The following is a 13,313-nucleotide window of genomic DNA, read 5'->3' as shown; positions in this document are numbered from 1 at the left end:
GCCCTGGCTCATGACACTCAGCGCCGATGCCTCACGGCCGTCGACGGCGACGTCCATGGCGAGCTTGCGCACGGTGGCTTTGTCGCTGCCGACCAGGCGCACCGACCGCAGGTCGACATTGCTCTGCTGGCGCAGTTCGTCCCAAATGTGCTGGGACTGTTCCTCGAAGGGCCGCAGCCGCTCCAAGCCTGCTTCAGCGCCGTGGACCCGGTCGGCGGCCGACAGCTCAACTTCGGCGGTGGCGGGCCCGGAGGCACGAGCGGGCTGGTCGTCGTCAGCGGGCAGGTCGGCCCGCAGGTGGCACGTCTGGTGTTCGTCCCCGTCGAGGGGACGAAAGCGATCGACGTCCCCCTGTTGCCCGCTCCGAGGCCCGGGAGCGGACCGGTGTACGCACCGGGCCATCTGCCCCTGCCGCCCTCGGCGTACGACCCGACGCCGTCAGGCCATCTTGAGGACCGTCGCGTCGACGGCGCCCGAAACTTCGCGATCGCCGTGACCAGAACCGACCACGCCCTGCTCCTGGCGTACGACGCAGCGGGGCACCTGATTGCGGACGGCGGAGAAAAGCTCCGCATGGGTTAATGAGGACTGCTGCGGCTCCGAGTCGACTGCGGGACGCCGATGGGATGCTCACCCCCAGAGGCCATCCGGGGACGAGCATCTGTGAGACGGCCTGCACCGCCGTGTCAGTCCAGAGCCGAGCGTCGACTGCGGCCACGCACCTTCACTCCTTGCGCAATGCCAGGGTTCCCGGCCATGTCCCAGGAAGCCCAGCGGTGGCAGTCGCAATTCGGCGGTGCCGACTGCGGGTGATCACGCCGCCAGGGCGGGAGCGTCTGTCCGATAGGGGCCATCGACAGACACGCGATACCGCTGGGTTCGTCGCGGCCCGGGCGGCGGCTTCCACCGATCGGGTGACGGCACCGTAGTTATCCACAGATCCAGTTGTGAGCGTGGTGCTCGTTGTGGCGTGAATACACGGTGGTCGGGAGATCTTCCGACTGAGCCGACCGGAGATGGCGATGAATCCCTTCGAGATCACCGAGGACCGAGTCCGTGCGGGCCTGGGCAGCACGGACAACAACGTGCTGGTTCCGGCGGCGCAAGCCGTGTTCGCTGCGGCCGCCCGGGCAGGTGCCGCGTTCGACGGCCTGGAGGGCTTGGCGGTCGAGCAGGCCGCGGATGCGGGCTTGTCGGCGCTGCGTCCGCTGTCTGCGGAGTGGCCCCAGCAACTGGACGGGGAAGGCGCGGAGTTCGCTGTCGTTGTCCTCGAACTGCTGGCGGAGGCGGCCGAGGGGCTGAGTGCGGCGGGGCGGCGTACGGCGGAGCCAGCTGCGGTGTTGTCCCTGCATCGCGCGGCTGACGACGCCCGCGCCACCGCGGAGGCCCTGAACGCCTTTGTGGCAACCGCCGCGTGACGACGCCGAAGTTCCACGGCTGTCTCGACCAGCGCACGTTCGGCGGCCTCGGCGAACGCGCTGCCGCGGTCGCGGCAGACCCAGGGGCTTGAGTGCTCGGTAGTAGGGGTGGTCGTCTGCCTGCCTGTGCTGGTGGCAGATGTTGTGCCGTTGTCGGCCCCAGGTGGTCCAGGAGTTCGGGATCGTGGGCAAAGTGCGGTGGGCAGGAAGCGAACTCGAAGGCGCGCATGCGGTCAGGAGCCCGTCGGCGTCAGGTCTTGCAAGCCCACCACGCGCAGCAACTGCAGGCGCTCGTACGACTCCGTGCCCGGGCGGGCCGTGTGGATGACGAGCTGCTGGTTGTGGTCGGAGTTGATGAGGACCTCACAGTCGAGTTCGAGGATGCCGATCGCAGGGTGCCGGAAGCGTTTCGTGGAGGCGCGGCGTACGGCGACCTCGTGTTCGTCCCAGAGTTGGGCAAACTCCTCACTCGCGGCGCGTAGTTCGGCGGCAAGGGCGGCGGGCTCGGGGTCCGTGGGGCGGGCCGAGGCCACCGCTCGCAGGCTGGCGACCTGCTCGCGGGCGCGCGCTGGGCGGTCCTCGGGCGGGAACAGCTCCTGGACCGCCGGGTCCAGGAAGAAGCGGCGGATCATGTTGCGTGCTCGGGGCGGGCGGGCGAGGACGTCTCCGCTCAGCGCCCGTGACAGCGCGTTCTGGGCCAGGACCTCGCCGCAGTCGGTCACCACCATCGCCGGGGTGTCGTGCAGCCGGTCCAGCACCAGGAGCAGGCCCGGGCGCACGTGCGTGCTGGTCGCCTCCCGACGCGGCGGCTGCTCGCCGGTGAGGTGGAACAGGTGGTCGGCTTCGTCCTCCGTCAGGCGCAGGGCACGGGCCAGCGCGGTGAGCATCTGGCGGGACGGGCGCGGGCCCCGGGACTGTTCCAGCCTCGTGTAGTAGTCCACGGACATGCCGGCCAGTTGGGCCACCTCCTCGCGGCGCAGCCCCGGTGTACGGCGGCGGGCTCCGGCCGTGAGTCCCACGTCGGAGGGGTCCAGGCGGGCGCGAGCGCGGCGCAGGAAGTCGGCGAGTTCGGCTCGGTTCACTTCTCCAGGGTGCGGGAGGCCGGCCGGCATATCCAGGGACTTCCGATCCCCTGATGAAGCGGTCTCTCCCGGTCGTTCCCGCATCCGCCGAGGCTGGTCGTCAACGACAGGCGACACAGTGCGTGAGGAGCACATCATGCTGACTTTGGTGACCGGTACGACGGGACAGGTCGGACGCCGCTTCGTGCCGAGGCTGCTGGCCCAGCGGCAGCCGGGCGAGCAGGTGCGAGTCCTGGTTCGTGACGTGGCCCGCGGCGAGCGCTTCGCGGAGCTGGGCGCCCAGGTCGCCGTAGGAGACATGCGCGATGAGGAGACACTCAGCAAGGCGCTCGTGGGCGTGGATGCCGTCGTGAACATCGCCGCCTCCTTCCGCGGGGTGCCGGACGAGGAGGCGTGGGCCGTCAACCGGACCGCCGCAGTGGCCTTGGGCAGCGCCGCGCAGGCCTCCGGCGTGGAGCGGTTCGTGCAGGTCAGCACGGGCAATGTGTACGGCGTCGGACGGGGCCGCCCGCTGACCGAGGAGGACGAGAGCCGGCCGGGCGGCGAGATGTGGGGCGCCTACGCCGAGTCCAAGGCCGAGGCCGAGCGCGAACTGCTGGCGCTCAAGAGCCTGGACGTACGCATCGGGCGCCTCCCCTTCGTCTACGGCGAGGGCGACCCGCACCTCGCCAACGCCTTGCATTGGGCCGACCGTTGGGCGCCGCACCAGCGCCTGCAGATGGCCCACCACGCGGACGTCGCCCAGGGGCTGATGCGTCTGCTGTACGCGCCGGGCATCGCCGGCCGGATCTACAACATCGCCGATGACGCCCCGGTCACGACGGTCGAGCTGTACCAACTCAACGGCGTCGAAGTGCCCGCCGGGCTCCACGAACTCGCGGACCCCGACCCGTGGTTCGGGATCATGTCCAACCAGCGCATCCGCCGGGAGCTCGGCTTCCGGCCGATCTATCCGAGCGTCTGGACGGCCCGGGACGCCGGAGCCCTGTGACGGTCGCTGCGCGAGGTTGGTCCACCCTCTGATCCGCCCCACCGGCACCACCCCCGCCACGCCGATCACGACCGCCACCGGGTACAGCCCGATCGCCACCGCGCCGGCGACGGGTACACAGGTCCGGTCGACGGGACCCCTGCCGAGATGTACACGCCGATGCCCGCCGGGCCAGGGCCGGGCGGGCATCGGAAGCGGGACGGTCGGGTCAGCTGGTGCGGCCGGTCCCGTTCTGCTCGCACGCCCGCAACGGTCCCGCCGGTATCTGCGGGGCCGCGTTGCGTCGGGCGGCCCGTGACCCCCATCAGCGCCGTGCCCGCTCGGGCGGCCGCCGGTGCAGCCGCGGTCGCGGGCGGCGTCGAGGCCTTGGTGGGTGCCTGCGACGATGAGTTCGCCGTCCGCCCGGCAGGCGTGCGGAGTGTCGTCGCCGTGACCGGTGGTGCTTCTGTGAAATAGGCTCTCCGAGACCATCGCCAAAATGGCTGACGCAGCGTCAAGAGTGCTCGGGGGTAAGAGTGTCCGAACAACACGCAGGCGATCCGGTAGCGGATTGGGTGCCGACCGGAATCGATGTTTCGGTAGCCAGCGTTGCCCGCGTATACGATTACTTACTCGGTGGCAAGGACAACTTCAAGGTCGACCGGGATACCGCCGACGCGATGCTGGCGATCGACCCCAGCAGCCGGGCTATGACGATCAACAACCGCCGCTTCCTGCAGCGGGCCGTCCGCACACTCGCGCAGGAGTACGGAATCACGCAGTTCCTCGACCACGGCTCCGGCCTGCCGACCCAGGACAACGTCCACCAGATAGCGCAGTCCGTCCACCCCGAGGCGCGGGTCGTCTACGTCGACAACGATCCCATCGTGCTCGCCCACGGCCGCGCCCTGCTCGCCGACAACGCGTCCACGACGGTCATCAGCGCCGACGTCCGCGACACCGACGCGCTGATGGCGCACCCCGACGTCGTCAAGCTCCTCGACTTCGACCGCCCCGTCGGGGCGCTGTTCGTCTCGCTCCTGCACAGCATCCCGGACCGGGACGACCCCGGCGCGCTCCTGCGGCGCGTCGTGGACCGCCTGGCGCCCGGCAGTTTCATCGCCGTGTCGCACCTCGTGTCCCTCGACGCCGAGATACGCGAACAGCGGACCGCGTTCGCCCTCGAAGCACACGCCGGTCAGTGGGGTCGTGTACGCACCCCCGAGGAGGTTACGGCCTTCATCGAGAGCGCCGGCGTCGACATCCTCGCCCCCGGGCTCTGCGAGGTGTCACAGTGGCGCCCGGACGGCAGCGACGGTCCGGTCCAGGAGAGCACCGACTGGTTCGAATTCGGCGGAGTCGCCCGCAAAGATCCGCACTGCTTCTGCCGCGGCTTCGGCGGCGAAGGGCAGGTGTAGGCGAGCTTCCACGCGAGCCTCGACCGCTTCGATCAGTGCTCCCGCGTATGTGCCTCCGTAAACTGCGGGATAGCCTGCGGCGAGGCGGCGCAAGATGTCGACGGCCTCCATTGCGGGCTCTATGGCAGTCTTCGGTCGGTCCCGCCTCCGTAGGATGCGGCCGAGCTGGTGTAAGGCCGTGGCGAGGTCGGGTTCATGGTGGGCGTTGGAACGGGACGCGGCAAGAGGACGCAGGAGGTCGACAGCCTCCTGAGCCGATGCCTCGGCCTCCTCACCGTGTCCCATCTCCAGCAGGACCGCGCCGTGATTCGACAGGGCCCTGGCAAGGCCGACGGTTTCGTCTCCGTCATCACCGACGTCGTCGCCATGATGCAGCAGCACATCGCCGCCAACGCGGAACACGACGACTCCACCGGCGAACCCTCGGCGGGTGGCGTCAACGCCGCCGCGCAACTCATGAACCAGGTCAGCGAAATGCCCATGGTCGCCGCTCGCATCGAGGAAGCCCTCGCTCAAGTCGACGTCGCCGGCACCTGCCGACGGGGTGAGGGTGTGACGCACCTCGTCGACGGCGAACGGGGCTGAAACATTCCCGCAGAGGGTCGATACCGACGCTCGGCGGAAACCCGACGAGCCGTCCCGGACGAGAACCAGGGCTGCGCGTGCACGCCTTATTGGCGTGGCAGGCGCAAGGAGCGTCATCAGATGGTCTCGGACCGCTCAGCGGCCCGAGACCGCATTCCATGGAGGATCTCATGCGCGCAACGGCAACCAGTGCGGCCGCCGGATGGATACAACCCGCCGCGACAAGAATTGTTGTGGTGTCCGAGGTGCATGCGCCACCGATCTCACCGTCCGGAGCCGCTTCATGCCCTGGCCCACAGGGCCGGTGTCGGCCGCGCGTCGAGGAACGCCGCTCGCGGCCGATTCGACCCGGCGCCGTCCACGTGTGGTGCCCCTTGGCCTCCGTCGTCCGACCGGCCTTCTACGCTGAGCGCAGCGGCGCCGCGTGGCCCGGCCGCGACGCCGCCGTCCCGGCGAGGAGTTGCTGTCCAAGTGAGCACTTTTGAGAGTCCGACCGTCCTGCATGCCGCGGTCGTCACCGCGTACGTCCTCGCGCCGGCGAAGACCGCCGCCAAGCTCGTGAGTCGGCTGCGCGCGGAGACTCTCCAGGTGCTCGACGCGACGTATGCAGCGCCGCCGCGGCGCGCCGTCGAGGCCGTACTCGCCTCGGGTGACCGGGAGTTGATAGCCCGGCTCGCCCGGAACGAACACCTGGATGAGGAAGCCGCCGTGCAACTCGCCCGCGAGGGCGACCCGGTGATCGCCCGTGCGCTGCTGGCCAACCGGTTCAACAGTGAGCGGGTACGGGAGGCCGTGTGGGAGGCCGCCGACCCCGCCTCCGAGGAGTGGTACAGCGAGGTGGTCGAGCCCCTCCTGGAGAACGAAACGTTCTGGCGCCTGCGGTCGGCGCTGCGCGCGCCGTTCCCGGATCTCGTCCGACATGCGGTCGCGCTGCTGGCGGCGAGCCTGCCGCCGTGGATCGTCGTGGACTGCGCCTCGCGGATCGTCGCGCTCGCCCCACTCGCCGAAGCGCGATCGGAAATCATCGCTATCGCAAAGGATTTCCGCGACGACGACGACGAACTTCTGCATCCCGGAATGGCTGCGCTCCTCCACGAGGCCGCCGAAGCCGAAGACCCCGCATCCGCACTTCGCGACGCCCGGGTGCGGCTCAGCGGCCGGCGTGAACCCCGGCCCGAGCACGACGCCTGGATGGTCGGCCTGCGCTTCGGCGGCCGGGCCGATACCCCGCCGGGCGGCGTCGACTGGGCGGCGGTGCTGCGCGAGAACATCCGGCACCCCTACGCTTCCGAAGCGGGTATCGAACTGACCCGGCATGCCGGATGTCCCACGGAACTCGTGTACCAGGCCGTCCGTGGAGGCGTGGGCAGCTTCGCGGGCGAACGCCTGGGCCCGGTACCGTTCGCCGCGGTGCTCCCGCCCGAGGTCCCGGATGAGCGCAAGCTGGTCGACCTCCTGGTGTGGGGAATCAAGGGCGGCCGGTTCGCCGTTGACGACGTGCTGCGCGAAGTCACCCCGGCGGGCGCGGTGTTGGACGCGCTGCACCGGATGTCACCGCGTCCGGCTGAAGCCGGCGCCGCAGGCACGACCACGGCTCCCTCCTTCGCCGGATCCGGCGCCTACCGCGGCCATCTTCCCCGCGCCCTCGCCCCGGCCGTCGCACGCCTCATCGAACCCCTCGGCGACGCCCCGGACGCGTGGAACTCGCTGTACAAGCTCGCCGTCCGATTCCCCGGCACCTGCCGGGAGTTGGTTGCCACCGCAGTGGAACAGGCCGCCACGGCACGGGTGAACGGCACCCCCGTGGCCTGGCCCCGAGACTTGGCCGCCCGCTTCCCCGCCGAGGCGCCGGAAGGCGCGCGCCGCCGGCTCTACGGCCTCCTCGCCGCCGCCCCCGAGCACGTGCAGCGCGCCGTGATCCCCGCGCTCGACCTCAGGGCCGTGCAGCAGCTCACCGTCTACTACCCGCTCTCGGCGGCGGTCCGCGCGCACATTCGCGACGTACTGGGCACCGAGGCCGCCGTCGCCAACGCCGCACACTGGGAGATGCCGACCGACGTGGTCGACGCCCTGCTCGACATGAACGACCCGGACGTCAACGCCTCGCTTTACGACTTCGGCGCCATCACCCAGGACGAACGCATCCGCATCTGCGCGGGGCGGCCCCGCGGCGGCGGCGACCACACCGTCCCCATCAGCTCCGCCCTCGTCGACCTACTCGCCCGGACCAGCCCGTCGACCCGCCGCAACTGGCTGCTGGCCCCGCTCGACTCCGGCTCTCCGGAGCTCGTCCGCGCGATGCTGGGTCGTACCCGTCTGCACACCGAAGTCGGTCGACTCCGCGTGGCCATCGGCCTGTGGCAGCGCCACGGCCCCGACGCCGTCGCCGCACTGCTGGACGAGACCGACTACCCTGGCCGCCGCCCGAGCGCCAAGCACCCGTTCCCGCCCGCGACCCACCGAGCCCTCCGCACCGCACTCGCTGCCGCCACCCCGGAGGCGGGTCTGGCCTCCCTGCGCGACGCCCTGGCCGCCGCGCGGACTCCGGAGGCCGTGGCCCACTACCTCGTGGACCGCCCGGCCAAGGCCGACGAGCGGTTGGAGCACTTCGACGCCGAGTACGGCATACCCCTGCCGTGGAATTACCTCGTCGCCTCGGACGGCGAACAACCGCTGCCTGCCCGTCTGTTGGCAGCCCTGGCAGCCCAACCCGGCTGCCCCCGGCACCTGCTGACCGCGTTCCTCGCCCGTACCAAGTTGCCCGCCCGCATGCTCGGCATGGACTGGCTCCCGACCGCCCTGAGCGAAGGCCGCCTCCTCGCCACCGACCTCCTCACCCTGGCCGCGCCCGCAGGCGCCGTCGTCGAGTACCTCACCCGAGACGCCCCAACCGGCGACGCCGCCGCCGAGCACATGGCCGTGCCACGCACCGAAACCCTCACCCTCATGGCCGAGGCAGGCTTCGACCCCGCCGACGCCGAACACTGGGCCGTCGCGATACGCCTCCTCCCCGACTTCACCGGCACCATCCCCGAACTGCTGTCCACCACGGCTGCCATCGTCCGCTGACCCGGGGCACGTGCGGGTCCGGGCCGCATGAACTGCCTGTGATCACGGAGGCCTTGGTACGCCGCTTGCGAACGCCTGAAAGGACGCAGCCTTCGTCGACGCCGTGAAGGCCACTGGCCGCAAGAAGGACGTTCTGCGGGCCCTGGCCTGGGACCCCGGCACCACCGCGGTCTTTGTACCGATCGGTGTCTGGCTGAACCGCAGAGAGGGTCAGCGGCGGGTGCCGCAGGCCGGCTGCTCCCCGAAGGGGCGCTGACCGGCCCGGTACCGCAGTTCCGAACGATCAACCTGTGCTCGCCGAACCCCCGCGACGCCCGCCCGCGATCGCCGGGGGAGTGTTCGGTCGGAAGCCTCGCATCTGCCGGCGGATCTTCGGCCCCGGACCGAGGCGCCGCGGGCGGCGGACGTCCGATGGGGCTCCGTCGTACGGCCACAGGTTCGAAGCGTTGCCGTGGGGCAACGCGGTGGAAGGAGATGCATGACTCCGCATCCTGGCTCGTTCGGGCAGAGCCCGCGCCGTCTGGTTCCCGGGCTGCCCGGAGTCGCCGTGCTGAGGGAGTATCGGCTTGGTTGGCTTCGCGGGGATGTCGTCGCCGGTGTGATGGTCGCCGCGTACCTGGTGCCTCAGGTCATGGCCTACAGCAGCATCGCCGGCCTGCCACCGGTCGCCGGGCTGTGGGCGATCCTGCCCGCCATCGGGATCTACGCCGTGCTCGGGTCCTCCCGGCTGCTGTCGGCCGGGCCGGAANCTACGCCGTGCTCGGGTCCTCCCGGCTGCTGTCGGCCGGGCCGGAATCGACGACCGCCCTGATGACCGCGACCGTGGTCGCACCGCTCGCGGCCGGGGACGCCGGGCGCTACGCGGTCCTCGCCGGGACACTCGCCGTCGTGATCGGGGGGTTGTGCCTGATCGCGTGGGCCGCCCGCCTCGGTTTCGTCGCCGACCTGCTCTCGCGCCCCGTCCTGATCGGCTACCTCGCCGGCGTCGCGCTGCTCATGATCGCCGACCAACTTGCCAAGCTGACCGGGGTGCCGGTCGACGGCGAGGGCTTCTTCCCCTAACTGTGGTCGTTCCTGCGGCGGCTGTCCGAGGCGGAAACGGCGACCGTCGTCCTCAGCGCGGGGGTGCTGCTCTTGCTGTTCGCCACGGCGTACTTCTTCCCCCGCGTGCCGGCGCCGTTGCTTCCGCGGTGCACCGCCAGATCACTGTCCGGAAAACGAGAGGCCCCTCAGCTCGAGGTCATTCGCAGGCATAGTGAGACCATGTCGAACCATGACTTGAGCCCTGATTTGTCGGAAAGCCTGCGCGACGCCGAGCGACGGCTGCAAGCCGCCCAGCTGGCATCGAATGTCCGAGAACTGACGGAGTTGATCGACGACGCGGCTTGGTTCACCGGCCCGGATGGCAATATTTACACCAAACAGGATGATTTGGATGCACACAGAACCGGTCACCAGGTATTGAGCCGTGTCGACGAGGAGGAGCTGCGGGTCCTGGCCACATCGGACCTGGGGGTCACCTGGTTCCTCGGAGTGTTGGAAGGTGTGGTCGGCGGTCAGCCGATGGTCGCCCGCATGCGCTATACGCGGACCTGGATCCGTGGCGAATCAGGGGATTGGAAGATCATCGCGGCGCACGCAGCGTTTCTTGCTGATGGCGGGGATACGGACGTGAAGGTGGATCCAGTAAGTGCCTGACAGGACGTCTCACATCGACCATCATTGAGCGAGCTTCTTGTAACAGGTCAGAGCTGCGGCCAGCGTGAGGAAGCCTGTGAAGTGGTCGCCTTTGCACTCATATCTGACTGTGAGTCGGCGGTAGCCGAAAAGCCACGCAAAGGTTCGTTCGATCTTCCAGCGGTGCCCGCCCAGGCATTCGGGTGACTCGATTCCGGGGCGGGCGATGCGGGGGACGACGCCGCGTGCCCGGAGCGGACGAGGCGGAGCGCAAGGCAGCGATTTCGCGGTGTGCGTGTGCTCCATTCGGGTAGAGGCGGGCGACCAAGTGAACTGCGAAAGGACCCGCGTGGCTGCTCAGACTGATGTCGTCCGCATCATCCTCGAAGACCATCGGCGCATGGAGGACCTTTTCCGCCGCATGCGCAGCATCGAAGCGGATCGGGCCGGGGCGCTGTCCGTATTCGCCGACCTGTTGATCGCCCATGGCCTGGCGGAGGAGACCGCCGTATATCCGGCCCTCAAGCGTTTCAAGCACATCGACGACGAAGAGGTCGAGCACGGCGAGGAAGAGCACGAGGAAGCCAACCGGGCGCTGCTGGCGCTGCTGGAGGTGTCCGAGGTCGGCTCGGAGGAGTGGGACGAGCGGCTCGAAGAGCTCGCCAAAGCAGTGGCCCACCACACCGACGAGGAGGAGCGGACCATCCTCAACGGCGCCCGCGAGAACGTTCCCCGGGAACGCCGTGACGAACTCGGCGCCGCGTTCTCCGATGAACGCGAGCGGCATCTCAAGGAGAACTGCGGCGACATCGCGTACATCCGTCGCCTTCTCGACCACTGAGCCGACGCCTGAGGCGTCCGCGTGGGGATCACACCCGCATGACCGCAAGCCGCACCCGAGGCCAACGCGCCTGTCAGACACTGGCCACGCGTACACGGCGGGGGACCGTCGCTCCTGAGCGCCGCGGCATCCGGTGCCGGACCTGTGGCGGGGCCGGAGGTCGAGTGGGTCGTCGCAGGTGACACGGGCACGCCGGGGCTTGGCGCGGGTTGGCGGGGCGGACAGGGGGACGGCGGCGGAGGACGGGAGCGGTGGTGGCCGAGGTCGAGGGGAAGCACAGTCTGCTGGACGGGCTGGTGGTCGACGACAGTCGGCCGGAACAACCGATACTGCTGGACGGGTCCGGCCGTCCGGTCCAGACGTGGCGGGAGAACCACCCGTACGACAGGAAAGTGCAGCGTGCCGAGTACGAGCGTCGCAAGCGGACGCTGCAGATCGAGCTGCTCAAACTGCAGCGATGGGTGAAAGAGACCGGCCAGCGCCTGATCGTCGTGTGCGAGGGGCGCGACGCGGCCGGCAAGGGCGGGACGATCCAACGGTTCACCGAACGCCTCAACCCGCGCGGCGCCCGAGTGGTCGCCTTGGACAAGCCCACCGAGCGGGAGGCCGGGCAGTGGTACTTCCAGCGCTATATCGCGCATCTGCCGGCTCAGGGCGAGATCGTCTTCTTCGACCGCTCCTGGTACAACCGGGCGGGCGTGGAGCGCGTGATGGGCTTTTGCACACAGCAGGACTACGACCTATTCCTGGAGCAGTGCCCGATATTCGAGCGGATGCTTGTCGAGGACGGCGTCAAGCTGGTCAAGTTCTGGTTCTCCGTCTCGCGCGGCGAACAACGCACCCGCTTCGCCATCCGCCAGGTCGATCCCGTGCGCCGCTGGAAGCTGTCGCCCACCGACCTCGCGTCCCTCGACCGCTGGGACGACTACACCGTCGCCAAGGTCGCCATGTTCCGCGCCACCGACACCCCCCACGCCCCCTGGACGGTGGTCAAGAGCAACGACAAGCGCCGGGCCCGGTTGGAGGCCATGCGCAGCCTGCTCTACCGCTACGACTACACAAGCAAGGACCCGGACGCCGTCGGCGAACCCGACCCCATGATCGTCGGCGCCGCCGAAACCCTCCTGGAACCAGGCGAGGAAACCACCGACTTGTCGCCGACGCCCCTGGCCTCCCGCCACACCGGTCCCGGTGAACACCCCGAACCCGCCGCCATGCACCGGCCCGCCTGAGACCGTACGTCCCGATTGGTGTGCCGCTGCGTGCTCAACCGCGGTGCGACGACCTGACCACCGGTAACTGCCGGACAGCAGGCCGTGAACGGCTCGCCGCGTTGACGAGCGGGTGTGCGTGGCGTTGATCCGCCGCCGTCGTTCGGGGTGTCGGCGCCGACAGCGCACCGCCGGTTCACCGCGTGGACGAAGGCGGGTGTGTGGGGTGCGGTTGCGCAGGGCGGTGCTGAACCGGCTGTCACGCGGTGAGATCGACCGCCGCTGGTCGTCGGTGCGTCTGGCGCGAACACGGCATCTGAAGCCGCTGGTTCGCGCGATTCCGTCGATCCGGTCCCCGCGCGGACTTCGCCGTCCCGCGCCCCGGAAGGCTCCGCGCGGCCCACAAGGCATACCACTCCGCGGACGTCCTCGCCTGGCGCTGGGCACGCGGCATCGTCCCGCGCATCGCCCGCCCCGGGATCGAGTCCTGGACAGGACCTGAGTTGACGTCAGCAGCCGCGCCGCGGCCGCATCGAGGCGCCGTGTGCATCCGCAGAGCCGTGAGCGGGCAACTGCGGGGCATGACGGCGATCGCTTCTTGGCAACCGCGTTGTCCGGGAGCGACCTGCTCGCCTGTCACCGCGGCCACGACGAAGCGATCCATGGGAGCCCCGATGTCCGAGAACCCGAGCCAGGCGCATCCGCCGGTCGTCGACCGCACGGTCTTCGAGCAGGAGTTGGGGGAACTGCGGGCCAGGGAGAAGGCTCACACCCGCGAAGGCGATGCGATCGCGGCTGCCCGCCGCAGGCTGCCTGTGGTCGAGGTGCCTGCGGACAGCCTGTTGCTTGGTCCGGACGGACCCACGACGCTGCTGGACGCGTTCGAGGGGCGACGCCAGATGATCGCCTACTACTTCATGTGGTGGCCCGGCCGGCCCGCCGCCGAGCAGTGTGAGGGCTGTACCTGGGTGATTGTCGCGGGTTCCTGAAGACTGACCCCCAGGAGCCTTCCGAAAATTGACCCCCCATGACCATGGAGGGT

At 69.8% G+C, this 13,313-nt stretch carries 12 protein-coding genes and 5 pseudogenes; 13 read left to right on the top strand and 4 right to left on the bottom strand.

Annotated features, from left to right (window positions below):
- A partial coding sequence (locus ACRX5W_RS32650) for a hypothetical protein (RefSeq protein WP_436792014.1) occupies positions 1-186 on the bottom strand: 186 nt, incomplete at its 3' end.
- 15 nt (positions 187-201) lie between these two features.
- Between ACRX5W_RS32650 and ACRX5W_RS32645 the strand changes: the two genes are divergently transcribed.
- Both ACRX5W_RS32645 and ACRX5W_RS32640 read left to right on the top strand, forming a co-directional pair.
- A complete protein-coding gene (locus ACRX5W_RS32645) occupies positions 202-582 on the top strand; it encodes a hypothetical protein (RefSeq protein WP_436792013.1) in 381 nt (126 codons plus the stop codon).
- 440 nt (positions 583-1,022) lie between these two features.
- Positions 1,023-1,418, top strand: coding sequence for a hypothetical protein (locus ACRX5W_RS32640; RefSeq protein WP_436792012.1), 396 nt, complete (start codon positions 1,023-1,025; stop codon positions 1,416-1,418).
- Between the two features lie 233 nt (positions 1,419-1,651).
- Here ACRX5W_RS32640 and ACRX5W_RS32635 read toward each other — a convergent pair whose 3' ends face one another.
- Positions 1,652-2,500 carry a helix-turn-helix transcriptional regulator gene (locus tag ACRX5W_RS32635; RefSeq protein WP_436792011.1) on the bottom strand — a complete coding sequence of 283 codons (849 nt, stop codon included), beginning with the start codon at positions 2,498-2,500 and terminating at the stop codon, positions 1,652-1,654.
- Positions 2,501-2,636: 136 nt separating this feature from the next.
- Between ACRX5W_RS32635 and ACRX5W_RS32630 the strand changes: the two genes are divergently transcribed.
- On the top strand, positions 2,637-3,491 hold the full coding sequence (locus ACRX5W_RS32630; protein WP_436792010.1) for an NAD-dependent epimerase/dehydratase family protein: 855 nt from the start codon (positions 2,637-2,639) through the stop codon (positions 3,489-3,491).
- 554 nt (positions 3,492-4,045) lie between these two features.
- A complete protein-coding gene (locus ACRX5W_RS32625) occupies positions 4,046-4,888 on the top strand; it encodes an SAM-dependent methyltransferase (RefSeq protein WP_436792016.1) in 843 nt (280 codons plus the stop codon).
- Between the two features lie 93 nt (positions 4,889-4,981).
- On the opposite strand, the pseudogene ACRX5W_RS32620 reads toward ACRX5W_RS32625, so the two are convergent.
- Positions 4,982-5,173: pseudogene (locus ACRX5W_RS32620) on the bottom strand (hypothetical protein); the annotation flags it as partial.
- Between ACRX5W_RS32620 and ACRX5W_RS32615 the strand changes: the two are divergent.
- From ACRX5W_RS32615 to ACRX5W_RS32595, 5 genes and pseudogenes are all read left to right on the top strand, one after another.
- Positions 5,084-5,473 carry a hypothetical protein gene (locus tag ACRX5W_RS32615; protein WP_436792017.1) on the top strand — a complete coding sequence of 130 codons (390 nt, stop codon included), beginning with the start codon at positions 5,084-5,086 and terminating at the stop codon, positions 5,471-5,473. The pseudogene ACRX5W_RS32620 and the gene ACRX5W_RS32615 overlap by 90 nt on opposite strands.
- Before the next feature lie 471 nt (positions 5,474-5,944).
- Complete coding sequence (locus ACRX5W_RS32610; RefSeq protein ID WP_436792009.1) at positions 5,945-8,542, top strand: hypothetical protein; 2,598 nt, start codon at positions 5,945-5,947, stop codon at positions 8,540-8,542.
- Between the two features lie 103 nt (positions 8,543-8,645).
- Positions 8,646-8,798 (top strand): hypothetical protein, encoded by a 153-nt coding sequence (locus ACRX5W_RS32605; protein WP_436792008.1) that lies wholly within the window; start codon positions 8,646-8,648, stop codon positions 8,796-8,798.
- 222 nt (positions 8,799-9,020) lie between these two features.
- Positions 9,021-9,727 (top strand): annotated as a pseudogene (locus ACRX5W_RS32600) (SulP family inorganic anion transporter); the annotation flags it as partial.
- 78 nt (positions 9,728-9,805) lie between these two features.
- On the top strand, positions 9,806-10,240 hold the full coding sequence (locus ACRX5W_RS32595; RefSeq protein WP_436792015.1) for a nuclear transport factor 2 family protein: 435 nt from the start codon (positions 9,806-9,808) through the stop codon (positions 10,238-10,240).
- 21 nt (positions 10,241-10,261) lie between these two features.
- Here ACRX5W_RS32595 and ACRX5W_RS32590 read toward each other — a convergent pair.
- Positions 10,262-10,471: pseudogene (locus tag ACRX5W_RS32590) on the bottom strand (transposase); the annotation flags it as partial.
- Positions 10,472-10,568: 97 nt separating this feature from the next.
- On the opposite strand from ACRX5W_RS32590, the gene ACRX5W_RS32585 reads away from it, so the two are divergent.
- From ACRX5W_RS32585 to ACRX5W_RS32570, 4 genes and pseudogenes are all read left to right on the top strand, one after another.
- A complete protein-coding gene (locus tag ACRX5W_RS32585; RefSeq protein WP_436792007.1) occupies positions 10,569-11,060 on the top strand; it encodes a hemerythrin domain-containing protein in 492 nt (163 codons plus the stop codon).
- Between the two features lie 254 nt (positions 11,061-11,314).
- The gene (gene ppk2, locus ACRX5W_RS32580) at positions 11,315-12,292 is read left to right on the top strand and encodes a polyphosphate kinase 2 (protein WP_436792006.1); all 978 of its coding nucleotides are present in this window, start codon (positions 11,315-11,317) and stop codon (positions 12,290-12,292) included.
- 101 nt (positions 12,293-12,393) lie between these two features.
- A pseudogene (locus ACRX5W_RS32575) lies at positions 12,394-12,531 on the top strand (transposase); the annotation flags it as partial.
- Positions 12,532-12,945: 414 nt separating this feature from the next.
- Positions 12,946-13,245, top strand: a pseudogene (locus tag ACRX5W_RS32570) (DUF899 family protein); the annotation flags it as partial.
- Between the last annotated feature and the right edge of the window lie 68 nt (positions 13,246-13,313).

The sequence above is a fragment of the Yinghuangia sp. YIM S10712 genome (genome assembly GCF_051388935.1).
Lineage (GTDB): Bacteria > Actinomycetota > Actinomycetes > Streptomycetales > Streptomycetaceae > Yinghuangia.
The sequence above is the reverse complement of the archived record's forward strand: the minus strand, read 5'-3'. Positions and strand labels throughout refer to the sequence as shown.

Coding starts and splice junctions, on each gene's coding strand:
- ACRX5W_RS32640 (WP_436792012.1), top strand. CDS start 1,023: ATGAATCCCTTCGAGATCACCGAGGACCGAGTCCGTGCGGGCCTGGGC.
- ACRX5W_RS32630 (WP_436792010.1), top strand. CDS start 2,637: ATGCTGACTTTGGTGACCGGTACGACGGGACAGGTCGGACGCCGCTTC.
- ACRX5W_RS32615 (WP_436792017.1), top strand. CDS start 5,084: ATGGTGGGCGTTGGAACGGGACGCGGCAAGAGGACGCAGGAGGTCGAC.
- ACRX5W_RS32595 (WP_436792015.1), top strand. CDS start 9,806: ATGTCGAACCATGACTTGAGCCCTGATTTGTCGGAAAGCCTGCGCGAC.